The following is a 26,555-nucleotide window of genomic DNA, read 5'->3' as shown; positions in this document are numbered from 1 at the left end:
GACCTCCCCCCGCCGCACCTTCGCGATCATTTCCCACCCCGACGCGGGCAAGACGACACTGACCGAAAAGCTGCTGTATTTCGGCGGCGCGATCCATCTGGCGGGCGAGGTAAAGGCGCGCGGGGCAAACCGCCGCGCGCGGTCGGACTGGATGAAGATCGAACAGCAGCGCGGCATTTCGGTGACGTCCAGCGTGATGACGTTCGAACATGCCGGCATCACCTTCAACCTGCTCGACACGCCGGGGCACGAGGATTTCAGCGAGGACACGTACCGCACGCTGACCGCGGTCGATTCGGCGATCATGGTGATCGACGCGGCCAAGGGCATCGAGCCGCAGACGCGCAAGCTGTTCGAGGTGTGCCGGCTGCGGTCGGTCCCGATCATCACCTTCGTCAACAAGGTCGATCGCGAAGGCCGCCCGGTGTTCGAACTGCTGGACGAGATCGCCGACATGCTCGCGCTCGACGTCTGCCCGATGACCTGGCCGGTCGGCATGGGCGGCACGTTCCAGGGCATCCTGAACCTCGCGACGCGCCAGATCACCCGACCGGAGGGCGACAGCCGCACCTTCCAAGGGAAGGTGGAGGCCGATCCCGCGCTGCCCGACGACGTCGCCGAGGAGATCGAACTGGCCGAGGCCGGCTATGCCGCCTTCGACGCGGCAGCCTATCGTCACGGCGATCTGACGCCGGTCTATTTCGGTTCCGCGCTCAAGGATTTCGGCCCGGCGGACCTGATCGCCGCGCTGGCCGACTATGCGCCCCCGCCGCGCCCGCAGCCCGCCGAGCCGGCGCCGGTATCCCCGGACGAGAAGGAAGTGACCGGCTTCGTCTTCAAGGTGCAGGCCAACATGGACCCGCAGCACCGCGACCGGATCGCGTTCATGCGGTTGTGTTCGGGCACGTTCCGGCGCGGCATGAAGCTGACCCCGACCGGTCATGGCAAGCCGATCGCGGTCCATTCGCCGATCCTGTTCTTCGCGCAGAACCGCGAGGTCGCTGACGAGGCGTTTCCCGGCGACATCATCGGCATCCCCAACCACGGCACGCTGCGGGTGGGCGACACGCTGTCGGAACGCGCCGACATCCGCTTCACCGGCCTGCCCAATTTCGCGCCGGAGATCCTGCGCCGCGTCGCGCTCAAGGATCCCACCAAGACCAAGCAGCTGCGCAAGGCGCTGGACGACATGGCGGAGGAAGGGGTGACGCAGGTCTTCTACCCCGAAATCGGCTCCAACTGGGTGATCGGCGTCGTCGGGCAGCTCCAGCTCGACGTGCTGCTCTCGCGCCTCGACGCCGAATACAAGGTCGCGGCCGCGCTGGAACCCGCGCCGTTCGACACCGCGCGCTGGGTGTCGGCGGAGAACCCCGCCGACCTCAAGGATTTCACCGACGTCAACCGCGCCGCGATGGCGAAGGACCGCGACGGCAACCCCGTGTTCCTGGCCAAGAGCGCGTGGGAAGTCGGCTACATCCAGGATCGCTATCCCAAGGTCCGCTTCGCCGCGACCCGCGAACGCTGACGGGACCGCCTGCCGTTTGCCCTGAGGAGCCGTCGAGCCTGCCGAAACGGCGTCTCGAAGGGCAGGTGTCAGGCGTCCTTCGAGCGCCCCCGCTACGCCACCCAGTCGCGCGCCAGCCGCCGGCTCGCCAGCGCCATCAGCGCGCCGGCGACCAGGTACAGGCACAGCCCCGCCGCGATCGCATAGCGCAGCGATTGCGCGCCGTACGTCGGCACCAGCGTGTCGGACAATCGCCCGATCACCCAGCTGCCCAGCCCCAGCCCGATCAGGTTGTTGATCAGCAGGAAGCTGGCCGATGCGGTCGCGCGCATGTGCGCGGGCACCAGATGCTGCACCGCGGTCAGCACCGGGCCGAGCCACACATAGACCAGCGCCTGCGGCACCACGAACAGCGCGAAGGCGGCGGTCGCGCTGCCCGTCAGGACGCCCGCGATGAACAGCGGCGTCCCCGCGACATAGCAGAGTGCTGGCAGCAGCGCGTACCAGCGCCGGTCGCGCGCCCCCAGCCGGTCGCCCAGCGTGCCGCCCAGCAGGATGCCCGCCACCCCGCCGCTCAGCAGTAGCGCACCGATGAACTGCCCGGTCCCCACCAACGTCAGCCCGTAGCTGCGCATCATCAGGCTGGGCAGCCAGAAGGCGACGCCATAGCCGCACATCGACCCGGCCGCCGCGCCGAACGCCAGCAGCCAGAAGGCGGGTTTCACCGCCAGGATCGCAAACACCCGCCCGATCGGCTCGCGGTCCGTCGTCGCGGCGGCGCGCGGCGGATCGCGCACCAGCCAGCGGAACGCCGGCGCGATCGCCAGCCCGGCGATGCCGACCGCGAAGAAGGCGGTGCGCCACTCCACCGCCGCGGCGATATAGCCGCCCAGCAGCACGCCCGCGGCGGCGCCCAGCGGGATGCCCAGCGAATAGATCGCCAGCGCCCGCGCGCGCCATTCGGGGCGGAACGTGTCGGCGATCAGCGCATAGGATGGCGCCACCCCGCCCGCCTCGCCCACGCCCACGCCCAGCCGGAACAGGAACATCTGCGTGAAGCTGCCGGCCGCGCCGCACAGCGCGGTGAATCCGCTCCACACCGCCAGGCTGACGGTGATGACCCAGGTACGGCTGGTGCGATCGGCGAGCAGCGCCAGCGGAATCGCCAGCGTGGAATACAGGATCGCGAACGCCAGCCCGCCCAGCATCCCCAGTTGCGCATCGGTGAGGCGCAGGTCCGCCTTCACCGGCTGCGCCAGGATCGACAGGATCTGCCGGTCGAGGAAGTTGAAGCTGTAGACCAGCAGCAGCATCGCCAGCGTGACGCCGGGGCGGGCGGGGGGACGGGTGGTCGCCACTACGAACGTCATCTCACGCTGCCCTGCACTTCGAAACGTCATCCCGGCGCAGGCCGGGATCTTTCGCGATGCGGGCGAAGCGCGTCGTTACGGCGAGACCCCAGCCTGCGCTGGGGTGACGGGACGTGCCGCGCGCCTCGCCCCCGCTCGTCAGAACCGTACCTCGAACGTCGCGGTGGCGGTGCGCGGCGGGCCGTAATAGCCGATGATCGAATTGCCGAACACCGCGCCGGGGAAGTTGTACCCGCCCACCCGGTACCGCTGGTCGGCGAGGTTCCTGAGGTTCATCGCCACGCGGTAATGCCCGTCGCCCGAAATCCAGTTGGCCGATGCGTTGACCAGCGCATAGCCGTCCTGGTCCAGCGCCGGGGTCGGGATCTCGAACAAGGTATAGTCGCTGCGCAGCGTCACTTCGGGCGTGATCGAGATGGTGCCGCCCGCAAATCCGGTCGACGCGGTGAACGATGCCGCGGCGGTGAAGCGCGGCGTGTTCTGGAACACGCGCTGGTTGGCGACGTCCACCGGCGTCGTCCCGCCGTTGATGAAGGTCAGGAATTCCAGATACTTGGCATGGGTGTACCCGAACGACGCCTGTGCCGAGAACCAGCGCGACGGTACCGCGCGCGCCTCAATCTCGACGCCGTAGATGTCGGCCTTGCCCGCATTGTCGACGAAGCTGGCGATGCCGCCGGCGACGTTGGGGACCTGAATCGTCACCTGCTGGTCGGTGTAGCGCGAATAATAGCCCGCCAGGTTCAGGAACAGGGTGCGGTCCAGGAACGCGCCCTTCAACCCCAGTTCGTAGCTGCTGATCTTCTCCGGATCGTAGCCGTTGACCGTGGTGGGGGTGAACACCGCGTCGCCGCGCATGTCGAACCCGCCCGATTTGAACCCCTTGCCCCATGAGGCATAGAGGTTGAGGTCGCGGCGCGGCTCATAGCTGATCGAGATGCGCGGCGTGACCTGATCGAAGCTGCGGCTATTGGTGTAATCGGTGCGGATCAGGCCCGGCACCGCCGCGGCATTGCCGAACCGCGGCGAGCGGATGCCGGTGTAGTTGCGACGGAAGACGGTGCCGGTCTTGTCGTCCTTGGTGTAGCGCAGTCCCGCCGACACCTTCAGCTGGTCGGTCACGTCGACGCTGAAGTCGCCGAACGCGGCATAGCTCTTGGTCTTGACCGACCCCGACGTCAGCGTGGTGGTGTTGAGCAGCCCCAGCACCGTGTCGAACGCGCCGGATGCGCGCGCGTCGAGGTAATAGAGGCCGAACACCCCCTGCACGCGGCTGCCCTGGAACAGCAGCTGCAATTCCTGCGTGAACTGCCAGTCCTCGTAATAGGCGGGCACGTCCAGCGTCGGCAGCGCGGTATTGTCGAAATCGATCACCGTGTCGGTCTGGCCGTCGCGATACGCGCTGATCGTCTTGAAGGTCAGCGTGTCGGACAGGCCGAACTCGCCGGTCAGCGACAGCCCCTGCGCCAGCACGCGGTTGTTGTCGCCGATCCCGGCGCGCGTATCGTACACGCTGGCGGTGGGGGCGTAGCGCGGGTCGCCGCCGTTGCCGACCAGCCGGGTGCCGTGGCGCGGGTTCGACTTGTCGAGCGTGCGGTCGCCCGCCAGCCGCACGAAGATCGCGTCGGTCGGCGACCATTCGGCGGACACGCGCGCCGCGATCACGTCCTTGTCATACTGGTCCGCGCCGGTGGTCAGGTTGGTCCCGAACCCGTCACGCTTGTACCGCGCCACCGCCGCGCCGATCGACAGCGTGTCGGTGATCGGCAGCGCGATCTGCCCGACCAGGTCGAACTGGTTGTACGAACCGTACGACCCGCGCACCATGCCCGACACGTCGTGGCCCAGCCGCTTGGTGACGTATTTGATCGCGCCGCCGATCGTGTTGCGGCCGTACAACGTGCCCTGCGGCCCGCGCAGCACCTCCACCCGCTCCACGTCGAAGATATCGAGTACCGCGCCCTGCGGCCGCGCGACATAGACGTCGTCGATGTACAGGCCGACGCCCGGTTCGAACCCCCACAGCGGGTCCTGCTGGCCGACGCCGCGGCTGAACGCGATCAGCGTGGAGTTGGAGCCGCGCGCGATCTGCAGCGTCAGGTTCGGCGTCTTGTCCTGCAAGGCGGTGATATCGACCGCGCCCTGCTTCTCCAGCAGGTCGCCCGAGACGACCGACATCGCGATCGGCACGTCGATCACGCTTTCCTCGCGGCGGCGCGCGGTGACGACGATGTTCTCGCCCGTCTCCTCGCTGGCGGCGGTGGCGGTTTCGGGGGTCGGCGCGGTTTCGGTGGAGGGGGCGCGGTGGAGGATGTGGTCTGCGCGGCGGCGGGTATCGCGGCCAGCGCGCTGCCCAGCAGCAGGATCGATCGAACGGTCGTCGTGGTGCGGCGCATCGCCTTCCTCCCCTTTGTTGGCCGATCCCTCTAGCGGGTTGCCGGCACGTCGATCACGCTATACTGAAACTTGAACCGGCTTTCAACTTTCATGATGCGATCATGTAGGCGCCGGATCGGGAGGGGTGCGATGAGCGATCGGCGGGCCGCGACGGACGCGGACAGTGGCGACAAGGTGCCGCGCACCGAACGCGGGCGACGCACGCAGCGCGCGATCCTCGATGCGGCGGCGGCCGAATTCGGCGAACGCGGCTTCCACGACGCCTCGATCAGCGGGATCACCCGCCGCGCCGGGGTGGCGCTGGGCAGCTTCTACACCTGGTTCGACAGCAAGGATGCGGTGTTCCGCGCGCTGGTGGCGGACATGTCGAACCGCGTGCGCGATCATGTCGCCCCCGCGATCGGCGCCGCGCCGGACCAGATCGCGGCGGAACGCGCCGGTCTGCTCGGCTTTCTGGAATTCGCGCGCGCGCACAAGGAAATCTACCGGATCATCGACGAATCCGAATTCGTCGACCCCGACAGCTTCCGCCGCCACTATGCCACCACCGCCGACCGCATCGCCGCCCGCCTGCGCCGCGCCGCCGACCGTGGCGAGGTGATCGCCGACATCGGCGAGGTACACGCCTGGGCGATCATGGGGATGAACGTGTTCCTGGGGCTGCGCTACGGCATCTGGTCTGCCGAGGAAGACCCCGCCGCGATCGCCGACACGATCGCCGCGATGCTGGCGAAGGGACTGGCGCGTCACGATTGAAGAGCGGAGATGCTGGTGGCGGTTCAGTGAAGGCCGCCTGACCGTAGCCGTCGCCCCAGCGAAGGCTGGCGCCTCACGCGGCTCCTGCCTCCTGCTTTCTCCGGGAGATCCCGGCCTGCGCCGGGATGACGGCCGGTCGAATTCGGACCGCCGGATGTCGGTCCGACCTAGTCCTTCCAGCCCCAGTACAGCTGCGCCGGCGGCACGTTCCACCATTCCATGTCATGGTCGATCCGCTCGAAATGCGGCGCGATGAAGTCGCGCACCCTCGGGCTGAACTGATAGACCAGGAACGCGCCGCCGGGGCGCAGCACGCGCTGCGTCGCCGCGGCGATCTGCGGCCCGACGCCGTCCGGCAGCGTGGAGAAGGGCAGGCCCGACAGAACGTAGTCGGCTGCCTCATGCCCGTGTTCGGCGACGATCCGCTCGACGTCCGCCGCCGACCCGTGGACCGCGACGAAGCGCGGATCGGTGATCGTATGGTCGAGGTAGCGGATGAAATCCGGGTTGGTGTCGATCGCGATCAGCATCGCGTCGGGCGCCATCTTCTCCAGGATCGGGCGGCAGAAGGTGCCGACGCCCGGGCCGTATTCGACGAACAGCTTGGTGTTCGCCCAGTCCACCGGGCCGAGCATCTTGGCGATCAGCCGGTCGGACGACGGGATGATCGATCCGACCATCACGGGGTGCTTCAGAAACCCCGAAAAGAACATCTGCCACGGACTGGGCACGCCGGCGGCGTTGCGGCGGCTGCGCCGGATGGCGTTGGTCGAACTAGCCATGTCGAAAGATCGGACTCCTGAACCCTGATCGGTGACGTTTCCACGACACCTTCATGACGAACGCGCTGCAAGCGACCCGGTTGCCATAGCGGGGTTGCGCGCGGCCCCCAAGCGCCTAATCGGGATAAGGACACGACGAACGGTACAGATGGAGAGGGGAAGGCCGGTGCGGCGCGGTGTCGAATCCACCTTCGGGCTGATGTTCCTCGTCATGCTGACGATCGCGGCGGGCAATACCGCGCTGCAATCGGTGCTGCCCGCGCTGGGGCGATCCCTGGGGGTCAAGGATTCGGCGGTGGCGGCGGCCTTTTCGGTGTCGGCGCTCTTGTGGGTGCTCGCCGCGCCCTTCTGGGCGAACCGGTCGGACCGGCACGGGCGGCGGCTGATGATCCTGCTGGGGCTGGGTGGCTTCTGCATCAGCCTGCTGCTGTGCGGCCTGTTCCTGGCGGCGGGGATCAACGGCTGGATCGGCGGGACCACCGCGTTCCTGCTCTTCATCGCCGGGCGGCTGATCTACGGCACCTTCGGGTCCGCCGCGCCGCCCGCGGTACAGGCGCTGGTCGCCGGCAACACCACGCGGGAGGAGCGGACGCGCGCGCTGACCCTGCTGGCCTCCGCCTTCGGGCTGGGGACCATCCTCGGGCCGGCGGTCGCGCCCTACCTGCTGCTGGGGCATGTCGGTACGGTGGAGGTCGGGCTGGCCGGACCCGCCTTCGTCTTTGCCGCCTTCGGCCTCGTCATCTTCGTGACGGTGCGGCGGATGCTGCCAGACGATCGCGGGCTGACCGCAGAGGCGCATGGCGCGGTCAACGCCTATCCCTCGATCGGCGGGCAGTCGTCCGGCGCCAGCGTGCAGGCTGCGATCGCCCCGCCGGGGACGCGCGTCGGCTATCTCGATCCGCGCATCCGCACCTGGATGGCGGCCGGTCTGGTGATGGGCCATGCACAGGCGATGACCGGGCAGGCGATCGGTTTCCTGGTCATCGACCGGCTGGGGCTGCCGCCGCGCATGGCGCTGGAATCGACCGGGATCGTGCTGATGATGGGGGCGGGCGCGGCGCTGCTCGCACAATGGGGGCTGATCCCGCTGCTCAACCTGAAACCGCGCGCGCTGGTGCTGGTCGGGCTGGTGCTGGCGGCGGCGGGCACCGCGCTGACGGGCCTCGCGCCGTCGCTGTACGGCATCGCCACCGCCTATGCGCTCGCCAGCCTGGGGTTCGGCTTCACGCGGCCCGGCTTCACCGCCGGGTCCAGCCTGGCGGTCGGGCCGGAGGCGCAGGGGTCGGTCGCGGGCAAGGTCACCAGCATCAACGGCGCCAGCTTCGTGCTCGGCCCGTCGATCGGCGTCGGCCTCTACGAATTGTGGCACCCGCTGCCTTATCTGACCGCCGGGCTGGCGTGCCTGGTGCTGTTCGTCTGGTGCTGGGCCGCGCTGCGCGACGCCGCCCCCACCGTCGCCGCCTATGACGACCCGGTGGTGTAGCGCCGACCTGGACGTCATCCCAGCGCAGGCTGGGATCTTCCGCGATGCGCGCACGATCAACCGCGAAAAGCCACAGCCCGGGCCGGGGCGACGGATCAGGTCAGCCGGTCAGTCGCTCCCCTTCGGCCCGCGCGGCGATAGCTGGCCCGGCGCGATGAAGCCGATCGGCTGGATCGCATTCGCTTCCTGCTTCAGCCGCGCGGCCATCTGTTCGTATTCGCGCTCCACCTCGGGCGTCACGCTCGCGCGGCTTTCGGCCAGCGCGCGTTCGAAATGCTCGTGCCGCACTTCCCGCGTCTGGAGCGATTCGCGCAGCGCGATCAACCCGGCGCGCCGCACCACATCCTCCAGGTCCGCGCCGGTGAACCGCTCCGCCCGCGCCGCGATCGCGTCGAGGTCGACATCGTCGGCGAGCGGCATCTTCTGCGTCTGGATCGCCAGGATGCGCCGCCGCCCCTCCGCGCTCGGCACGCCGACATAGATCAGCTCGTCGAACCGCCCCGGGCGCAGCAGCGCGGGATCGACCAGATTGGGCCGGTTGGTCGCGCCGATCACCACCACCGACTGGAGTTCCTCCAGCCCGTCCATCTCCGCCAGGATGGTGTTGACCACCCGCTCGGTCACCTGCGGCTCGCCCAGCCCGCCACCGCGCGCGGGCACCAGCGAATCGAGCTCGTCGATGAAGATCACCGTCGGCGCCACCTGCCGCGCGCGCGCGAACAGACGGCTGATCTGCTGCTCGCTCTCGCCATACCATTTGGACAAGAGGTCGCTCGACTTGGTGGCGATGAAATTGGCCTGCGCCTCGCGCGCCACCGCCTTGGCGAGCAGCGTCTTGCCCGTGCCAGGCGGCCCGTACAGCAGGAAGCCCTTGGCCGGGCGGATGCCCAGCCGGCGGAACGCATCGGGGTCCTTCAGCGGCAGCTCGACGCCTTCCTTCAGCCGCATCTGCGCATCGTCCAGCCCGCCGACGTCGCTCCACTGCGTCGTCGGCGCCTGCACCATCACCTCGCGCATCGCGCTCGGCTGGACGCGCTTCAACGCCTCCATGAAATCCTCGCGCGTGACCGCCAGCGTCTCCAGCACTTCGGTCGGGATCGTGCGGTCCTCCAGGTTCAGCCGCGGCATCATCCGCCGCACCGTCTCGATCGCCGCCTCGCGCGTCAGCGCCGACAGGTCCGCGCCGACGAAGCCGAAGGTCGTGCGCGCCAGCTCGTCCAGGTCGACCCGCTCGCCCAGCGGCATCCCGCGAGTGTGGATGCCCAGGATCTCGCGCCGCCCGCGCTCGTCGGGGACGCCGACGACGATCTCGCGGTCGAACCGCCCCGGCCGGCGCAGCGCCTCGTCGATCGCCTCCGGCCGGTTGGTCGCCGCGATCACCACCAGATTGGCGCGCGCCTCCAGCCCGTCCATCAGCGTCAGCAGCTGCGCGACCAGCCGCTTCTCGGCCTCGCCCGACACCTGCCCGCGCTTGGGCGCGATCGAATCGATCTCGTCGATGAACACGATCGACGGCGCGGCCTTGGTCGCTTCCTCGAACACCTGCCGCAGCCGCTGCTCGCTCTCGCCATAGGCCGATCCCATGATCTCCGGCCCGTTGATGAGGAAGAATTGCGCATCCGATTCGTTCGCCACCGCGCGCGCCAGCCGCGTCTTGCCGGTGCCGGGCGGGCCGTGCAGCAACACGCCCTTGGGCGGCTCGACGCCCAGCCGCTCGAACAATTCGGGGTAGCGCAGCGGCAGCTCGACCATTTCGCGCAGCTGGTCGATCGTCGTCGCCATCCCGCCGATATCGTCATAGGTGACGTCGGCGCGCCGCGCGGCGTCCGGCTCCTCATATTCGGGGCGCAGCTCGACGTCGGTATGCTCGTCGATATGGACGACGCCCTTGGGGCTGGCCGACACCACCGTCAGGCGGATTTCCTGCAGCGCATAGGCGGGCGCGTTGACGAACCGCTCCATGCCCGGCGGCATGTTCTGCACGCGCTGGTGCCCGGCGGTCGCGACGACGTCGCCCGCGCACAGCGGCCGCCCGAAGAAGGTGCGCTTCAGCGCGTTGGTCGATCCCTGCAACCGCAGGTTCTGCTGCGCCGGCGCGAAGACGACGCGCGTCGCGGCCTTGCTCTCGACGCGCCGCACCTCGACGAAATCGCCCGATCCGACCCCGGCGTTGGCGCGCTGCAACCCGTCGATGCGCAGCAACTCCAGCCCCTCGTCCTCGGCATAGGGGCCGACCGCGCGCGCCGGCGTGGTCTTCTTGCCGACGATCTCCACCACGTCACCGTCGCCCAGCCCCAGCGCCGCCATCACCGACCGCGGCAGGTGCGCGATCCCGCGGCCGCTGTCCTCGGGCCGGGCATTGGCGACCTGCAGCTTGATCGTGCGTTCGTCGGCGTCGGCCATTGGGTCCCTTTCGTGCGGCTCGCGGTCGAGCGCAGGAGATAGGGGCCGGGTTCCCGATTGCGAGGGCGCGCGCCGCGCGGGCCGGTGCGCGCGCCGAAAAAAAGGGCCAGCCCCGAAGGGCCGGCCCGTGAAAGTTTTATAGGAGAGGATGCCTGAAAGGCCCGCCCTATGTGCAGCGCAGCATCGCGATGTGCAAATGCGAAAAACGTTGCGCACGATTGCATAAAGTGCAATCAATCAACGATCGCGCTCGTATGTGAACGTTTCACTTGCATGATGCGGCGCACATAACCCAGGTTGGATGATCGATGCGCCGCCTCCCGCCCCTGACCGCGATCGAAGCCTTCGTGGCCGTGGCGCGGCTTGGCTCGATCAAGGCGGCGGCGCAGGAATTGGCGCTCTCCCCGCCCGCGCTCAGCCGCCGGATCCAGACGCTCGAACGCTTCCTGGCGCGCCCGCTGTTCGATCGCCGGCACCAGGCGATGGTGCCCAATGCCGACGGCGACCGGCTGCTGTCGGCGATCGCCCCGGCGCTGGACGGGCTGTCCGACGCGATCGAATCGATGACCAGCGGGACGGAGGTACTGCGGCTGCGGCTCGGCGTGCTGCCGCTCTACGCCTCGCAACGGCTGTTCCCGCGGCTGGGCGAATTGCGCGCCGCACACCCGGAACTGCATCTCGATATCGACACCGGCAGCAACGCGATCGCGCGGCTGGGGGAGGGGCTGGACGCGGTGATCGTGCTGGCGCGCGACATCGACCCCACGCTCCATGCCGAACGGCTAGACCGCAACATGGTCTATCCGATCGCGGCGCGACGGCTGGTGGAGGGGCCGGACCCGCTGGTCGCCCCTGAGCAACTCGCGCGGCATACCGTGCTGCTCCACCGCGAGATGATCGACACGTTCGTCGCCTGGCGCCACGCCGCCGGGCTGACCGCGATCGAGCCGGCGGCGATCGATTATTTCGATTCGGGCGCGCTGATGCTGGAAGCCGCGGCGCAGGGGCTGGGCGTGGCGTTCATGCACGAAAGCCATTTCCACGACGCCAACGATTCGCGACTGGTGAAGCTGTTCGATTTCCAGGTGACCAGCCCGTACAGCTACTGGTTCGCCTGCCGCCCGCGCGCGCTGCAGACCAAGCCGGTGCGGCTGTTCCGCGACTGGCTGATCCGCACCCTGCGCGAGGATTGAGGGGGCAACATTCGCCCCGTTCGCCCTGAGGAGCTGTTGAGCTTGCCGAAACGGCGTCTCGAAGGGTGCTTTGGGACGAGGCCTCGGCAGGCTCAGCCTCTCCTCAGTATGGATGGGTCACATGCCTGAATGCCGATCGGATCGATGGGCGCGCGGCTCGAGCGCCCGCTGGCGCTCCACACGTCATCCCAGCGAAGGCTGGGATTTCCCGAAGAGGGGCACGAATCGCCTTGTCCTTTCGCGACCGTCTCGCTTCTCCGGCGAACCGTGCCGCCCCCTGTCCTACACCCGCCAACATCGCGCAGCCTGCGCGGCAGGATGATGCGACCCCCACGCTCCCGTGACGCGCCACCCCGGCGACACGACGCGCCGCCGGACGGCGATTTACCCCGCCAGCGGCTCAACATTCGCAACATTCGGCGTGCGCGACGGGGGGCGGGCGATATCGCCCGCGCCCCGCCGCCGCACGTCACTGCGCCTTCATCGTGACGATCTTGCCCGGGTTCGCGGGCGGCTCGCCCTTGGGCAGCGCGTCGATCAACTCCATGCCCTCGGTCACTTCGCCCCACACGGTATACTGGCCGTCGAGGAAGCGCGCGTCGTCGAAGCAGATGAAGAACTGCGAATTGGCGCTGTTCGGGTCCATCGTGCGCGCCATCGAGCACACGCCGCGCACATGCGGCTCCTTGTTGAACTCCTGCTTCAGGTTGGGCTTCGACGAACCGCCGGTGCCGTTGTGGTTTCCGCCGTCGCCGCCCTGCGCCATGAAGCCGGGGATGACGCGATGGAACGGCACGCCGTCGTAGAAGCCCTCGTTCGCCAGTTCGGCGATGCGCTGGACGTGGTTGGGCGCCAGGTCGGGGCGCAGCTTGATCGTGACGTCGCCGCCGTCGAGCGTCATCGTCAGCGTCGAATAGGTATCGGCCATGGGGAATCCTTTACGTTTGCTTGGGCGCGCACGTAGTGATGCCGGGCGCGGCTGGCAAATGCGCAGCCGCCGCGCTAGGGGCGGCGCCGTTAACGTTCCGGGAGGCGGACCATGACCGACACCGATCTTCCCGATACGCTGGACCCGGCCGACGACACCCGGCTGGACGAGGATGACCGGCTGAAGCCCGAATTCGTCACCGCGGTGCTCGACGCGGTCGAGGACGGCGATGCCGAAGCGGCGCGCGCGCTGGTGGAGCCGCTCCACCCCGCCGACATCGCCGACCTGTTCGAACTGACGCCGGAGGACCGGCGCAAGGACCTGGCCGCCGCGATCGCCGACCTCGTCGATGCCGACGTGTTCGCGGAGATGAACGATTACGTCCGCGAGGCGCTGATCGACGCGCTCGACGCGCGGCAGGTCGCGGACATCGCCAGCGAACTCGATACCGACGATGCCGTCGCGATCATCGAGGACATGGAGCCGGAGGACCAGCGCGAGGTCCTGCGCGCGATGGAGCCGGACGATCGCGCCGCGATCGAGGAGGCGCTGTCCTATCCGGAGGAATCCGCCGGCCGCCTGATGCAGCGCGATCTGGTCGCGGTGCCCGAACATTGGACGGTCGGCGACGTCCTCGACTATCTGCGCGGCGACGAGGAACTGACCACCGATTTCTGGGAGATCTTCGTCGTCGATCCTGGGCATCGCCCGATCGGCACCTGCGCGCTGTCGTGGATCCTTCGCACCCCCCGCAGCATCCCGGTGGGCGACGTGATGAAGCGTGAACAGACGCTGATCCCGGTCGACATGGATCAGGAAGAGGTCGCGCTGCGCTTCCAGAAATATGCGCTGATCTCCGCCGCGGTCACCGATGCCGCGGGGCGGCTGGTGGGCATGATCACCGTCGACGACATCGTCCACATCATCCAGGAGGAAGCGGGCGAGGATACGCTGCGGCTCGCCGGTGCGGGCGACGGCGACATCAACGAACCGATCGCGGTGACGGTGCGCACGCGCGTCGCGTGGCTCATCGTCAACCTGGGCGCGACGATCCTGTCGGCCTCGGTGGTCGGGCTGTTCCAGGGCGAGATCGCGCGCTTCGCGCTGCTCGCCGCGCTGATGCCGATCGTCTCGGCGCTGGGCGGCAATGCGGGGACGCAGACGCTGGCGGTGATGGTCCGCGCACTCGCCACCAACCAGCTGACCAGTTCGAACACGCTGCGGATGCTGCTGCGCGAATTCCGCGTCGCGATCTGCAACGGCCTCGCGCTCGCCGCCGTGGGGGCGACGGGCAGCTACGTGCTGCTCGGCCATGGCGGTCTGTCGGTGGTGTTCGCGCTGGCGATGATGATCAACAGCGTCGTCGCCGGGCTGGTCGGGGTGATCGTGCCGGTCGCGCTGGACAAGGCGAACGTCGATCCGGCGGTGTCGTCGGCGGTGTTCGTCACGACGATCACCGACGTCATGGGCTTCCTGTCGTTCCTCGGTCTGGCGACCTTGTGGGGGCTGGGGGGCTGACCCACATCGGCGCGACGATGCCGCTTCACCTAACCAAGGTCGCCTTCGGCGCGGCCAGCGTCGACCTTCTGGGCCAGCGGCTCGCCGCGCGCGCCGCCGACGGCCCGGTGTTCCTGACCACGCGCTACCTGCCCAAGCGGCATGAGGAGATCGCCGGGCAAGGCTCGCTGTTCTGGATCATCAAGCACACGCTGGTGGCGCGCTCCCCGATCCTGGCGTTCGGAGAGGCAGAGGGCGGGCGCGTCGCGATCCACATCGATCCGGCGCTGCGGCTGGTCCAGTCCCGCCCGAAGCGCGCGCATCAGGGCTGGCGCTATCTGGAGGCGGCGGACGCGCCGGGCGACCTGGGCGGGGAGGCGAGCGACAGCCTCGCCGCGATGCCGCTCGCGCTGATCGGCCGGCTCAGCGACCTGGCGCTGATCTAGCCTGTCTCCCCGCCGGCCAGCTTCGCCTTCAGTCCGGACAGCGCACCGAACGGCCCGGCCTCCTCCTCGCTGACGACGCCCGCTTCCTTCAGCACCGCGGCGGCGCGCGGGCTGCGCGGAAAGGGATCGAGCGCCAGTGCCATCGTCTCCGCCGCCGCCTCGCCCAGGTCGATTCCGCCGCCCTCGATCTCGACGATGTCGAGCGCGTCCCCGTCCAGCTCAACCTCGTCCAGCGCGATCTCGTCCCCCGCCGCCGCCGGCTCGACGAAGCGCAGCGCGACCGGCTCGTCGATCGTCGCGGGCAGCGGGTCGCCCGTCACCGAACATGCCTGCACCACCGCCGCCGCGACGGTGCCGTGCACGTCGATCCCGGCGGACCCGCGCCGGATCGCCAGCCGCGCCTCCAACCGCTCGATCGCCACCAGCCCGAACCGCGCCGCCAGCGCCGCGCGCTCGGCTTCGTCGGCGACGATCGACACCACCCGCTCGTCGCCGCCGATCGTATCGAGCCGCTCGATACGCGAAAATTCCGGCGTCACGGCAGTTCCCCCCGCATCATCGCGTCGATCGACACCTCGTCCAGCGCGCGGCGCAGCGCCGCCAGCCCGTCACGCACATGCGCCACCGCTTCGGCGGGCGGCGCCTCGCCACGGTACAGGTTGCGCACCAGCGCCGCATCCATGTCGGCCGTGCCCGCCAGACCGTCGCGATACGCGCCCAGCCGCCCGCCCAGCATCCCCATCATCCGCCCGACATGCTTGCCCACCACCATGTCGCCGAAGCCGATCTGGCGGACCTGCGCGTCCATGTCCTCGATGAACCGCTCCGTCAGCTGTGCGGTCGGCGTCGCGCCCGCCGGTTCCGCCTCCAGCCGCAGCAGCACCATCGACAGCACCGCCGCGACCATGTCGAACCGCCCGTCCAGCGTGTCGGGGACGTGCCCGGCCAGATACCAGTGCGGCTGGCGCGCGCGCGCCACCACCGCATCGTACAGCGGCAGCGCCGCCTGCTGGTCGCCGCGCCCGCCGGTTATTCGTTGCCACCAACCCAAATGCGTCCATCCTGTATCGCGGCGTGCTTGTCTCGCCGGTTCGGGCGGCATATTGAGGCGGACGGCCGCAAAGTCCATGTGCCCCGCACCGGACCCCCGCGGCCGATCGCCTGTTGAGCGGAGTATCGATGCGCCCCCTTCTCGTCCTGACGCTTCTCGCCGGCGTCGCCGCCGCGGGCTGCACCCCGCTCCGCTCGCACCAGGGCTATATCGTTGATGCCGATCTGGTGAACGCGATCCAGCCGGGTGTGGACAATCGCCAGTCGGTGCTCGCGACGCTGGGCACGCCCAGCTTCGCGGCGCAGTTCAACCAGGGCGATTGGTATTATATCGCGCGCGATAGCCGCAATCTGGCGTTCAATCCGCCCAAGCCGAAGGAGCAGCTGACGCTGCAGATCAGCTTCGACCAGGCCGGCAACGTCACCGCGGTACGCAAGTCCGGGATGGACCAGGTCGCCACGATCAAGCCTGACAGCAAGACGACGCCGACGCTGGGCCGCAAGCGCGGCTTCTTCCAGGATCTGTTCGGCAACATCGGCACGGTCGGTGCGCCGGGTGCGGGTGCTGGCGGGCCGAGCGGGCGCGGGCCGACCGGGCCGAACTGATCCGGCGTCGGCGCTGCGAAGCTGTCGTTTCGCTGACGCGACCATTCCCGCAGCGTTCAGCCGGCGCGGTGTAGCCCTCCTGCAACGGTGGCAGCGACACGCCGTCGTCGTGAACGGAGGTATGTGATGCGTAAGCTGATGACTGCGGCGCTGATCGCCGCGACCCTGGTGCCCGGAGCGGCCTTCGCCCAGTCGCGTGCCGAGCTGTACCGCGACCGACAGGACATCCACCGCGAACAGCGCCAGCTGGACCGGGCCTATGCGCGCGGCGACTGGCGCGGCGTGCGCGAGCAGCGTGGCGACCTGCGCGATGCGCGGCGCGAATATCGCGAGGATCTTCGCGATCGCCGCGAATGGCAGCGCGACTGGCGCCGCGACGACTGGCGGCGCTGGCACGACGCCAACCGCCCGCTCTATGCCCGCGGCAATTGGCGCGCGCCGTTCCGTTACCAGCCGTTCCGCCCCGGCGTTCGGATCGCCCCGGCCTATTACGGCACGCGCTACGTCATCGCCGATCCGTGGCGGTATCGCCTGCCCGCCGCGCCGCGCACCGCGCGCTGGGTCCGCCACTATGACGATGCCCTGTTGGTCGATTACCGCCGCGGTATCGTGCTGGACGTGATCCGCGGCTTCTACTGGTAGGCCGGCACGGTTCGGCCGCGCCGCCAACACGCGGCGACGCGGCCGGTACCGGCTTGGGGTCGGCACCGGTCCCGAAAGGGGGAAAGGGACCGGGGCGCTTAACGCCTCGTTTCGCCTTTGGTTCGCGTCTCCGCGCGTCGACGTCACCTTGTGCGAAAGGCGTTGCGGATCGGCCACACCCGCGTAAGGATGATCGCCGTGCAAGGGGGCTGCACGGGGGAATCATGACGGAGATGGCGGTCGCGGCCCTGGCGCTGCTCGACGCGGCGCTGGCGGAAGTGGCGCTGTTCGCGGGCGTGATGATCCTGATCGGTGGGCTGGACGATCTGGCGGTGGATATCGTGTGGCGCTGGCATCGCCGCCCCGATCCGCTGCTTGCCGACCTGCCGTCCGCGCCACCGTTGCGGCTGGCGGTGTTCATCCCGGCGTGGGACGAGGCGCGGGTCATCGGCGCGATGCTGCGCGCTGCGCTCGCCCGTTACGATCATCCCGATTACACGCTGTGCGTCGGCTGTTATCCCAATGATGGCGAGACCATCGCGGCGGTGCAGGCCGTCGCCGCGCAGGACGTGCGCGTGCGGCTGGTGCTCAACCCCGTGCCCGGTCCGACCACCAAGGCCGATTGCCTCAACAGCCTGTGGCGCGCGCTGGTCGCGCACGACGCGGCGGCCGGGCGGCCTACCGATGCGATCGTGCTCCACGATGCCGAGGACGTCGTGCATCCCGCCGAGTTGCGCGTTTTCGATCACCACCTGCGCACCGCCGCACTGGTGCAGGTGCCGGTCGTGCCGTTGATCGACCCGCGCACCCGGCTGGTGTCGGGCCATTATGCGGACGAATTTGCCGGCGCCCATTCCCGCGACCTGCCGGCGCGGGCCGCACTGGGGGCGGCGTTGCCGCTCGCCGGGGTCGGCTGCGCGATCCGGCGCGACGCGCTGGATCGGCTGACGGCGATGCGCGACGGTGCGCCGTTCGAGGCGCAAAGCCTGACCGAGGATTACGAACTGGGGCTGCGCGTCGGGGCGATGGGACTGGGCGCGTGTTTCGCGCGCTGGCGCGAGCGCGCGGGCGGGCCGCTGGTCGCGACGCGCGCCTATTTCCCCGACACGGCCGATGCCGCGGTCCGGCAGAAGGCGCGCTGGCTGACGGGAATCGCGCTGGCGGGCTGGGACCGGATCGGCTGGGGCCAGCAGCGCCGCCCGGCCGAACTGTGGATGCGGATGCGCGACCGGCGCGGGCTCCTTGCGGCACTCGTCCTGCTCGCGGCTTATGCCACGCTGGCGGGGGAAGCGATATCGGTCGCGGCGCATGTCTGGCGCGGCGATGCGGCGCCGGTGGCCGCGGCGGGGCTGCGCGCGCTGCTGATCGTCAATGCCGGGCTGTTGACGTGGCGGTTGTGGATGCGTGTACGGCTGACCGCGGCGGACCATGGCTGGCGCGAAGGGATCGGCGCCATCCCGCGCGTGGTGGCGGCCAATATGATCGCGATGATGGCGGCGCGGCGCGCACTCGCCCAATATTGGCAGCTATTGTGGGGGGCACCGCCGCACTGGGACAAGACGGCGCATCGTTTTCCCGCCATCCTGCCGGATCGCGCGTGAGGCGCGGCGGGCGGCCGCTGCGGTTCCTGGCGGTGGTGCTGGGCGGCTGGGTGGCGATACGCATCTGGTGCGTCTGGCCCGCCCCGCCGGTCGTCGCGCGGCGGGAAGAACCGCGCCCGCCCGCTGCGCCCGCCGCGCTGGAGATCGCCGACCGGTACGCCCGGCGCACCACGCTGGCGATCGCGGGCGATCCGCTGCCGCAATGGCCGACGACTCGCGCGATCCCACCGCTGGCGCTCCGCGGCCATCCCGCCAGACTGGCGATGCGGCAGCCGCCGGAGCTGTATCGCATGCCGCCTCCGGCTTCGCCGGCCCACGATCACGGGCCGCGCCCCGACGCACATACGCTCGCGATGCTGGGGCTGGTCCGTTACGGCAATGCCGAGCCGCCGCCCGCCGGGCCGGGCCGCTGGTCGGCGAGCCTCTGGGCGGTCGCACGCGGCGGGCGGCAGCCGGGCGGCGTCGCGACGCCGCAACTGGGCGGCAGCCAGGCGGGCGCGCGCATCGCCTATGCGCTCGACGATCACGGCGGACTGGCGATCGCCGGCCGCATCGCCGGCGCCTTGTCCACCCGCCAGCAGGAAGCGGCGATCGGCGTGGAATGGCGCCTGCGCGGCAGCCCGCTGCGGTTGGTCGCCGAACGCCGCATCGGCATCGCGCGCACCGCCGGCGGGTTCGCGCTGGGGGCGGTCGGCGGGGTCGGCGACCAGCCGCTCGCGCTCGGTTTCCGCCTCGACGGTTACGGACAGGCTGGGGTGATCGCGCGCGGCGGCGGGGAGGGCTATGCCGACGGCGCGCTGCGCGTGGCGCGCCCGGTGGCCGGCGCCAGCGGCGGCATCGCGCTCGATCTGGGGATCGGCGCATGGGGCGCGGCGCAGCGCGGTGCCGCGCGGCTGGACATCGGCCCCTCCGCCGCGATCACGCTGCCGCTTGGCACCCGCGCGCTGCGCGTCTCGTTCGACTGGCGCCAGCGGATCGCGGGCGATGCGCGGCCCGTGTCCGGCCCGGCGCTGTCGATCGGCACCGACTTCTGATGGCGCGCAGCGCGCGAATTCGCTAGCGACGGGCGCACGATGGACATCTACCTGCCGATCGCGAACCTGTCGGTGAACGCCTGGGTGATGATCGCGCTCGGGGCCGGCGTCGGGCTATTGTCGGGCATGTTCGGCGTCGGCGGCGGATTCCTGACGACGCCGCTGCTGATCGTCTACGGCATTCCGCCGACCGTCGCCGCCGCGTCGGCGGCGTCGCAGGTGACCGGCGCCAGCGTCTCGGGCGTGTTCGCGCATTTCCGCCGCGGCGGGGTGGACACCGTGATGGGCGGGGTGCTGGTGGCCGGCGGCGTGCTGGGGTCGCTGTTCGGCGCCTGGCTCTTCCGGCTGCTTCAGCAATGGGGGCAGATCGATACGACGATCGCGATCACCTACGTCCTGCTGCTCGGCACCATCGGGCTGCTGATGCTGCGCGAGGCGGTGGGGGCGATCGCGGTGGCGCGCGGCCGCCGCGCCCCGCCGCCGCGCCGCCGGCGGCACCACCCGCTGGTCGCGGCGCTGCCGTTCCGGATGCGCTTCTACGCCTCGGGCCTGTACATCTCGCCGCTCGCGCCGCTGCTGCTGGGCTTTGCGACCGGCATCCTGACGATCCTGCTGGGGGTGGGCGGCGGCTTCGTGCTGGTGCCCGCGATGATCTTCCTGCTGGGCATGTCGACGCAGGTCGTCGTCGGGACCAGCCTGTTCCAGATCCTGTTCGTGACCGCCGCCGCCACGATGGTCCACGCCACCACGACCAAGGCGGTCGATATCGTGCTGGCCGGGCTGCTGCTGGTGGGGTCGGTGGTGGGCGCGCAGGTCGGCGCGCGGTTCGCGGCGCGTGCGAAGCCCGAATATCTGCGCCTCGCGCTGGCGCTGATGGTGCTGGCGGTGGCGTTCCGGATCGGGCTGGGACTGGGCTGGCGCCCCGACGACATCTATTCGGTGGAGCTGTCGTGAGGCGTGCGGTGTTCGCCGCGGGGCTGGCGCTGGCGGCACCGCTGCTGACCGCGCAGGCCAAGCCGGTGCTGGTTCCCGACGTGTCCCAGCGCAACATCGACATTGCCTACAGCTTCACCGGCGCCGAGCTGCTGCTGTTCGGCGCCGTTCTCGATCCCGGCGGACGTTCGCCCCGGAACGATGCCCCGACCGACGTGGTGATCGTCGTGAAGGGGCCGACCCAGTCGATCGTGATCCGGGAAAAGGAAAAGGTGGCGGGCATCTGGGTCAATGCCGGGCGGCTGCGCTATCGCTCGGCGCCGTCGTTCTACGCGGTCGCCTCGTCGCGCCCGCTCGACCAGGTGGTCGATGCGCGCACCCGCGCCATCTATGAACTCGGGCTCGACAGCCTCCAATTGTCCCCCGCCTCGGCCGAACCGTCCGCGGTGCAGGACCGCTTCACGCGTGGGCTGGTCGATCTGCGCCGTCGCGCAGGGCTGTTCTACGAGGCGCCGGGCGCGGTGGAGATCACCGACGGCGTGTTGTACCGCGCGCGCGTGTCGATCCCCGCGCGCGTTCCCGTCGGACGGTTCACCGCGGAAACCTTCCTGATCCGCGACGGGCGCGTGCTGGCGGCGGCGGTGCGTGACATCGACATCCGCAAATCCGGGTTCGAACGGTTCGTGGCGCAGGCGGCGGATCGTCACGCGATCCTCTACGGACTGTTCGCGGTAGCGCTGTCGGTGCTGCTGGGCTGGGCCGCGGGGCGGATCGCCGTGCGGACGTGATCGGCTGCACCGTACGTTAACCGTTTCCCGGTAACCATCGGCGCAATCATCGGCCATCGTGCGAGAAGCCCGTTTGAACGACCTGTCCGCCACCGGCAGTTTCCACAGCGCGATCCAGGCCGCTTTCGGCGCCTGCGCGCCCACGTCCGAGCCGATCGGCTATGTCTCCGGCGTCGGCGGCGCGGGCAGCGAACTGGTGTTCGATGTGGCGGCGCTCGCGCCGCTGGCGGGCCATCACGATCCGATCGTCGCCGCCGCGGGGCAAATGGGCGGGCAAGTGAAGGTGCGCGTCGACGATCGCTGGCTGGTCGCCAGCGTCCGCTCGCTCGGCCTGTCGGAAGGCCGCACGGACCGGATCGTCGCACGGATCGATTTCATGGGTGAGGCGCAGGTGGATGCCGCCGGCGACGGCCTGCGCGGCTTCCGGCGCGGTGTGACCCGCTATCCGATGCCGGGGGACGAAGCCTATCCGATGACGGAGGAGGATCTGCGACAGGTCTATGCGGTCAGCGACAAGCCCGTCATCACCATCGGCCGCGTTTATCCCACGCGCGACGTGCGCGCGTCGCTGTTCGTCGATCCGCTGCTCGGCAAGCATTTCGCGCTCCTCGGCTCGACCGGCACCGGCAAGTCGACCGCGGCGGCGCTGATCCTGCATCGCTTGTGCGACAGCGCGCCGGAAGCGCACATCGTCATGATCGACCCGCACGGCGAATATGGCGCCGCGTTCCGCGGGCGCGGCGAATTGCTCGACGTGTCGAACCTGCAGATGCCGTACTGGCTGATGAATTTCGAGGAGCATTGCGAGGTGCTGCTCCAGTCGAGCGGCCCCGACCGGCAGCTGGAAACGGACATCCTGGCCAAGTGCCTGCTCGCCGCGCGCGCCAAGGGCCGGCTGGGACAGGACATTCCCAAGCTGACCGTCGACGCGCCGGTCCCCTATCTGCTGAGCGACCTGTCGCAGATCCTGCAACAGGAAATGGGCAAGATGGACCGCGCGGGCGACGTCGCGCCCTATCTGCGGATCAAGAACAAGCTGGACGAGATCAAGGGCGACCCGCGCTACGCGTTCATGTTCGCGGGGATGCTGGTGGCCGATTCGATGGCGGCGTTCGTCAGCCGCGTGTTCCGCCTGCCCGGTGATGGCCGACCGATCTCGATCATCGACCTGTCCGGCGTCCCCAGCGAGGTGACGTCGGTGGTGGTCGCGGTGCTGAGCCGGATGGTGTTCGACTTCGCGATCTGGTCGCGCAACGAACCGCGCCGCCCCGTCCTGCTGATGTGCGAGGAGGCGCACCGCTACGTCCCCTCCGATCGCGAGGCGGGCAGTTCGGTATCGCGTATCCTGGGTCGCATCGCGAAGGAGGGGCGCAAATATGGCGTCTCGCTGGGTCTGGTGACGCAGCGGCCGTCCGATCTGGCCGAAGGCGTGCTGTCGCAATGCGGCACGATCATCGCGATGCGGCTCAACAACGAACGCGACCAGGCGTTCGTGCGCGCGGCGATGCCGGAGGGGGCGCGCGGTTTCCTCGACACGCTGCCGGCGCTGCGCAACCGCGAATGCATCATCTGCGGCGAGGGCGTGTCGATCCCGATCCGCGCCTCGTTCGACACGCTGGACGAGGATCAGCGTCCGGCATCCGCCGACCCGATCTTCTCGGAGCTGTGGCGCGAACAGGGGGGCGAGGATCAGAGCATCGCGCGCACCATCCAGCGATGGCGGCTGGGCCGCTAGACGGATCGACGTTCGCGCCCCGCCCGGGACCGGGCCGGTCAGCGACCCAGCAGCCGCCCGATCTTCGCCTTCATCGCGCGCATCGTCTCGCGCGACAGCACCTGGACGCTCGACAGCGACAGCGAGCGCGGGTTGACCGGTCGGCCGTTTTTCCAGACTTCCCAGTGGAGGTGCGGGCCGGTGGAGATGCCGGTCGATCCGACATAGCCGATCACCTGGCCACGCCGCACATGCGCGCCCGGGCCCACTGCGATCCGGCTCATATGGCCATAGCCGGTGGCCAGGCCCCCGGTGTGCGCGAGCTTGACGAAATTGCCGTAGCCGCCCGATCGGCCGGCGAACTGCACCACCCCGTCGATCGCGGCATAGATCGGGCTGCCATAGGGGGCAGCGATATCCATGCCCTTGTGCATCCGCATGAAGCCGAGCAGCGGGTGCATCCGCATCCCGAAGGTGGAGGTGACCCGGCCCGCGACCGGCATCCCCATGCCGCCGCGCTGTTCGTACTGGCCGTCGGCATCCTGGAAACTGCCGCCCGATCCGTCGCGATCGCCCCAGCGGACCAGCTGGAGCTTGCGCCGCCCCTGGTCCAGCCCGGCATATTGCAGCTGGCCGACCTCCACCTCGCCGGTCGCGGCGCGCGCCTGGTCGGCGACAATCTCGAACGTGTCGGACGCGCGCACGTCGCCGATCGGCATACGCGCGGCCAGCGCCTTGATATAGCCTTCGACGATTCGCGCGGGCACGCCCGCGGCGCGCGCCGAGCGGTACAGGCTGGGGCCGACGATCCCGCGCACGCGCAACGGGGTACGGTCGATCGCGATCGGCCGCCGGTCGAGCGACAGGTCGTCGCCGCTGCGGCGGATCGTCAGGTTGAGGTCGAAGGCGGCGCGGAACGCCAGCTGTTCCAGCGGCCGCGGCTGGAACCGCGTCGCGCGCCGTCCCAGCGTCAGCGACAGGACGGTGCCGGGGCGGATATCGTCCAGCTTCACCGCGCCGGCGACCAGATCGGCGACGCGCCCCGCCTCGCCGCCGCCGACGCCGGCGCGCTGCAATGCGTTGCGCAGCGTATCGCCATCGGCAAGCGCGGCGGTCAGTTCCACCTGCGGGCGTTCGGGGGTTTCGGCGAGCGGGCGGACCAGCGCCCCGGCGGCCATCCGGCGGCCGGTGGTGGCGCCCAGCGCGATCGGTGCGATCGACTGGGTGCGGGTCTCCTCGAACGCGGCGCCGCTTTCGACCGGAGCGGCATAGCCCATGATCGGGTGCCAGCCGGGCGACAGCATCCACGCGCCCGCGCACAGCGCGGTGCAGGTCGCCAGCCCGCGCCACCAGTCGCGGCTGCCGATCCGCTGCCCCAGGTCGGGCGTCCAGTCGGTATGGGCGGCGGCGAGGCGCAGGCGGTCGGACAGGCTGCGGTCCGCGAGCGGGACCAATTGCCGTCCGAACGCGCGCGTCCCCGCGCCGCCGGCAAACTCCCAACCCTGTTGCTCGCGTAGGAACACGCCCGCGTCAGCCCCTTTGTACGAACGCCGACACCCCCCGGCGTGAGGTGGGGAGCGTTGTGGACGCCAAAGGCTAAAGTCAAATTAACCCGGTGACTTGGCGCGCGCGCCTGCGCCCAAGCGTGGGCGTGCCGCGCCGAGTCGCGCGGCATGTACGACAGTGATTGCATCGCGCGCGCCGACACCCGATGTACACCATCGTCATGACGCTTCACGATCGCCCGCGCGTCACCGCCGTGCTGGGGCCGACCAACACCGGCAAGACGCATCTCGCGATCGAGCGGATGTGCGCGCATTCCAGCGGGATGATCGGCTTCCCGCTGCGCCTGCTGGCGCGTGAGGTCTATGACCGCGTCGTCGCGATCAAGGGGCGCGAGCGGGTGGCGCTGATCACCGGGGAGGAGCGGATCGTCCCGCCCGACGCGCGCTGGTTCCTGTGCACCGCCGAAAGCATGCCGCTGCAGCGCGACGTCGCGTTCGTCGCGCTGGACGAGGCGCAACTGGGCGCGGACCGCGAGCGCGGGCACGTCTTCACCGACCGGTTGCTGCGCGCGCGGGGGCGCGAGGAGACGATGATCCTGGGGTCGGAGGCGCTGCGCCCGGTGCTGCGCGCGCTGATCCCCGGCGTCGAGATCGTCGAGCGGCCACGCTTCTCGACGCTCAGCTATGCCGGTGCGAAGAAGCTGTCGCGATTGCCGCGCCGCTCCGCGGTCGGCGCCTTCTCCGCAGAGGAAGTCTATGCCACCGCGGAGATGCTGCGGCGGTTGCGCGGCGGGGCGGCGGTGGTGATGGGGGCGCTGTCGCCGCGCACCCGCAATGCACAGGTCGCGATGTTCCAGGCGGGCGAGGTCGATTACCTGGTCGCGACCGACGCGATCGGCATGGGGTTGAACCTCGACGTCGGGCATGTCGCCTTCGCCGGACTGACCAAGTTCGACGGCTATCAGCGCCGTCGGCTGACGGTGGCGGAAATGGCGCAGATCGCCGGGCGGGCCGGACGGCACCAGCGCGACGGGACGTTCGGCGCGCTGGTCGCCGAGGGGCCGGATGCGTTCGAGCCGGAGGAGGTCGCCGCGATCGAGGGGCATCGCTTCCCGAAGCTCGACTGGCTGTACTGGCGCGAGGGCGAGCCGGACCTGTCCAGCCTCGACGCGCTGATCGCCAGCCTGGCGCGGCGCCCCGATCACGAACGGCTGCGCCCTGCGCCCGAGGCGATCGACGTCAAGGTGCTGAAGCGGCTGGCCGAGGAGGCCGGCGTGCGCGAGCGGGCGCGCGGGGACAATGTCGCGCGGCTGTGGGCGGCGTGCGGCATCCCCGATTTCGCCAAGCTGGGCCTCGATCCCCATGCGCGCTTTGTCGGGCGCGTGTTCGACTATCTGGCGCAGGGGCATATCCCGCACCGATGGTTCGCGGACGAGGTCGCGCGGCTCGACCGCGTCGAGGGCGATGTCGAGACGATCGCGGGGCGGATCGCGGCGATCCGCAGCTGGGCCTATATCGCGCAGCGTTCCGACTGGCTCGCCGATCCGGCGCATTGGGCCGCACGCACGCTGGCGATCGAGGAGCGCCTGTCCGATGCGCTCCACGCCGGGCTGACACAGCGGTTCGTCGACAAGCGGACGACCGCCTTGGCGCGCAAGATCGGTGGCGGGGCGGGGGCGCTGCCGGTCGAGATCGATGCCGGGGGCGAGGTGACGATCGACACCCACCCGATCGGCAGGCTGGAGGGCTTTCGTTTCCTGGTCGCACCCGATGCCAATGCCGCCGACAAGCGCCTGTTGCTGGCTACCGCCGAGAAGCGGCTGGTGGGGGAGCGGCGGCGCCGCGCCGAAACGCTGATCGCGGCGCAGGACAACGGCTTCGCGCTGGCGGAAGACGGCGCGATCCTGTCGCAGGGACTGGCGG

At 70.0% G+C, this 26,555-nt stretch carries 22 protein-coding genes; 14 read left to right on the top strand and 8 right to left on the bottom strand.

Going from position 1 to position 26,555, the window contains the following annotated elements; all coding sequences use genetic code 11:
• Positions 1–1,525 (top strand): peptide chain release factor 3 (locus AX685_RS13305; protein WP_082740901.1); only part of this gene is annotated, 1,525 nt, incomplete at its 5' end.
• Positions 1,526–1,617: 92 nt separating this feature from the next.
• Here AX685_RS13305 and AX685_RS13300 read toward each other — a convergent pair.
• Both AX685_RS13300 and AX685_RS13295 read right to left on the bottom strand, forming a co-directional pair.
• On the bottom strand, positions 1,618–2,874 hold the full coding sequence (locus AX685_RS13300) for a spinster family MFS transporter (RefSeq protein ID WP_066489435.1): 1,257 nt from the start codon (positions 2,872–2,874) through the stop codon (positions 1,618–1,620).
• A 138-nt stretch (positions 2,875–3,012) separates the two neighbouring features.
• On the bottom strand, positions 3,013–5,073 hold the full coding sequence (locus tag AX685_RS13295; RefSeq protein WP_231738860.1) for a TonB-dependent receptor: 2,061 nt from the start codon (positions 5,071–5,073) through the stop codon (positions 3,013–3,015).
• A 327-nt stretch (positions 5,074–5,400) separates the two neighbouring features.
• On the opposite strand from AX685_RS13295, the gene AX685_RS13290 reads away from it, so the two are divergent.
• Entirely contained in the window at positions 5,401–6,027 is a 627-nt protein-coding gene (locus AX685_RS13290) for a TetR/AcrR family transcriptional regulator (protein ID WP_066489432.1), read from the top strand.
• 167 nt (positions 6,028–6,194) lie between these two features.
• Here the strand turns inward: AX685_RS13290 and AX685_RS13285 are convergent, their stop codons facing one another.
• Entirely contained in the window at positions 6,195–6,809 is a 615-nt protein-coding gene (locus tag AX685_RS13285; RefSeq protein ID WP_066489430.1) for a class I SAM-dependent methyltransferase, read from the bottom strand.
• A gap of 199 nt (positions 6,810–7,008) precedes the next feature.
• Here AX685_RS13285 and AX685_RS13280 point away from each other — a divergent pair, with 199 nt between their 5' ends.
• Positions 7,009–8,292, top strand: coding sequence for an MFS transporter (locus AX685_RS13280; RefSeq protein WP_231738863.1), 1,284 nt, complete (start codon positions 7,009–7,011; stop codon positions 8,290–8,292).
• Between the two features lie 108 nt (positions 8,293–8,400).
• Here the strand turns inward: AX685_RS13280 and AX685_RS13275 are convergent, their stop codons facing one another.
• Positions 8,401–10,695 carry a CDC48 family AAA ATPase gene (locus tag AX685_RS13275; protein WP_066489427.1) on the bottom strand — a complete coding sequence of 765 codons (2,295 nt, stop codon included), beginning with the start codon at positions 10,693–10,695 and terminating at the stop codon, positions 8,401–8,403.
• 308 nt (positions 10,696–11,003) lie between these two features.
• On the opposite strand from AX685_RS13275, the gene AX685_RS13270 reads away from it, so the two are divergent.
• A complete protein-coding gene (locus tag AX685_RS13270; protein ID WP_066489424.1) occupies positions 11,004–11,888 on the top strand; it encodes a LysR substrate-binding domain-containing protein in 885 nt (294 codons plus the stop codon).
• A gap of 469 nt (positions 11,889–12,357) precedes the next feature.
• On the opposite strand, the gene AX685_RS13265 is transcribed toward AX685_RS13270, so the two are convergent.
• Positions 12,358–12,816, bottom strand: coding sequence for a peptidylprolyl isomerase (locus AX685_RS13265; RefSeq protein WP_066489421.1), 459 nt, complete (start codon positions 12,814–12,816; stop codon positions 12,358–12,360).
• A 111-nt stretch (positions 12,817–12,927) separates the two neighbouring features.
• On the opposite strand from AX685_RS13265, the gene mgtE reads away from it, so the two are divergent.
• On the top strand, positions 12,928–14,334 hold the full coding sequence (mgtE, locus tag AX685_RS13260) for a magnesium transporter (protein ID WP_066489418.1): 1,407 nt from the start codon (positions 12,928–12,930) through the stop codon (positions 14,332–14,334).
• Positions 14,335–14,351: 17 nt separating this feature from the next.
• Positions 14,352–14,759, top strand: a complete 408-nt coding sequence (locus tag AX685_RS13255) for a DUF1489 family protein (RefSeq protein WP_066489443.1) — start codon at positions 14,352–14,354, stop codon at positions 14,757–14,759.
• On the opposite strand, the gene AX685_RS13250 is transcribed toward AX685_RS13255, so the two are convergent.
• Both AX685_RS13250 and AX685_RS13245 read right to left on the bottom strand, forming a co-directional pair.
• The gene (locus tag AX685_RS13250; protein ID WP_066489415.1) at positions 14,756–15,298 is read right to left on the bottom strand and encodes a YceD family protein; all 543 of its coding nucleotides are present in this window, start codon (positions 15,296–15,298) and stop codon (positions 14,756–14,758) included. The two genes, AX685_RS13255 and AX685_RS13250, sit on opposite strands and share 4 nt — an antisense overlap.
• Complete coding sequence (locus tag AX685_RS13245) at positions 15,295–15,810, bottom strand: ubiquinol-cytochrome C chaperone family protein (RefSeq protein WP_273336706.1); 516 nt, start codon at positions 15,808–15,810, stop codon at positions 15,295–15,297. The genes AX685_RS13250 and AX685_RS13245 overlap by 4 nt, the downstream gene beginning before the upstream one ends.
• Positions 15,811–15,938: 128 nt before the next feature.
• Here AX685_RS13245 and AX685_RS13240 point away from each other — a divergent pair, with 128 nt between their 5' ends.
• From AX685_RS13240 to AX685_RS13210, 7 genes are all read left to right on the top strand, one after another.
• Positions 15,939–16,415, top strand: coding sequence for an outer membrane protein assembly factor BamE (locus tag AX685_RS13240; RefSeq protein WP_082740897.1), 477 nt, complete (start codon positions 15,939–15,941; stop codon positions 16,413–16,415).
• Between the two features lie 126 nt (positions 16,416–16,541).
• Positions 16,542–17,057 (top strand): RcnB family protein, encoded by a 516-nt coding sequence (locus AX685_RS13235; RefSeq protein WP_066489412.1) that lies wholly within the window; start codon positions 16,542–16,544, stop codon positions 17,055–17,057.
• Between the two features lie 224 nt (positions 17,058–17,281).
• Positions 17,282–18,658, top strand: coding sequence for a glycosyl transferase family protein (locus AX685_RS13230; RefSeq protein WP_331710171.1), 1,377 nt, complete (start codon positions 17,282–17,284; stop codon positions 18,656–18,658).
• The gene (locus AX685_RS13225) at positions 18,655–19,692 is read left to right on the top strand and encodes a hypothetical protein (protein ID WP_066489410.1); all 1,038 of its coding nucleotides are present in this window, start codon (positions 18,655–18,657) and stop codon (positions 19,690–19,692) included. Before AX685_RS13230 ends, AX685_RS13225 begins: the two co-directional genes overlap by 4 nt.
• Positions 19,693–19,731: 39 nt before the next feature.
• The gene (locus AX685_RS13220; protein ID WP_066489408.1) at positions 19,732–20,646 is read left to right on the top strand and encodes a sulfite exporter TauE/SafE family protein; all 915 of its coding nucleotides are present in this window, start codon (positions 19,732–19,734) and stop codon (positions 20,644–20,646) included.
• Positions 20,643–21,413, top strand: coding sequence for a TIGR02186 family protein (locus AX685_RS13215; RefSeq protein ID WP_066489407.1), 771 nt, complete (start codon positions 20,643–20,645; stop codon positions 21,411–21,413). The genes AX685_RS13220 and AX685_RS13215 overlap by 4 nt, the downstream gene beginning before the upstream one ends.
• Positions 21,414–21,486: 73 nt before the next feature.
• A complete protein-coding gene (locus AX685_RS13210; protein WP_082740895.1) occupies positions 21,487–23,148 on the top strand; it encodes an ATP-binding protein in 1,662 nt (553 codons plus the stop codon).
• Positions 23,149–23,186: 38 nt separating this feature from the next.
• On the opposite strand, the gene AX685_RS13205 is transcribed toward AX685_RS13210, so the two are convergent.
• Complete coding sequence (locus AX685_RS13205; protein ID WP_066489405.1) at positions 23,187–24,650, bottom strand: M23 family metallopeptidase; 1,464 nt, start codon at positions 24,648–24,650, stop codon at positions 23,187–23,189.
• Between the two features lie 188 nt (positions 24,651–24,838).
• Between AX685_RS13205 and AX685_RS13200 the strand changes: the two genes are divergently transcribed.
• The coding region (locus tag AX685_RS13200; RefSeq protein ID WP_269450490.1) for a helicase-related protein at positions 24,839–26,555 on the top strand (1,717 nt) is incomplete at its 3' end.

This window comes from Sphingomonas sp. CCH9-F2, assembly GCF_001556735.1.
In the GTDB taxonomy this organism is placed as follows: Bacteria; Pseudomonadota; Alphaproteobacteria; order Sphingomonadales; family Sphingomonadaceae; genus Sphingomonas; species Sphingomonas ginsenosidimutans.
Note: the sequence above shows the minus strand (reverse complement) of the source record. Positions and strands in the feature narration are given on the sequence as shown.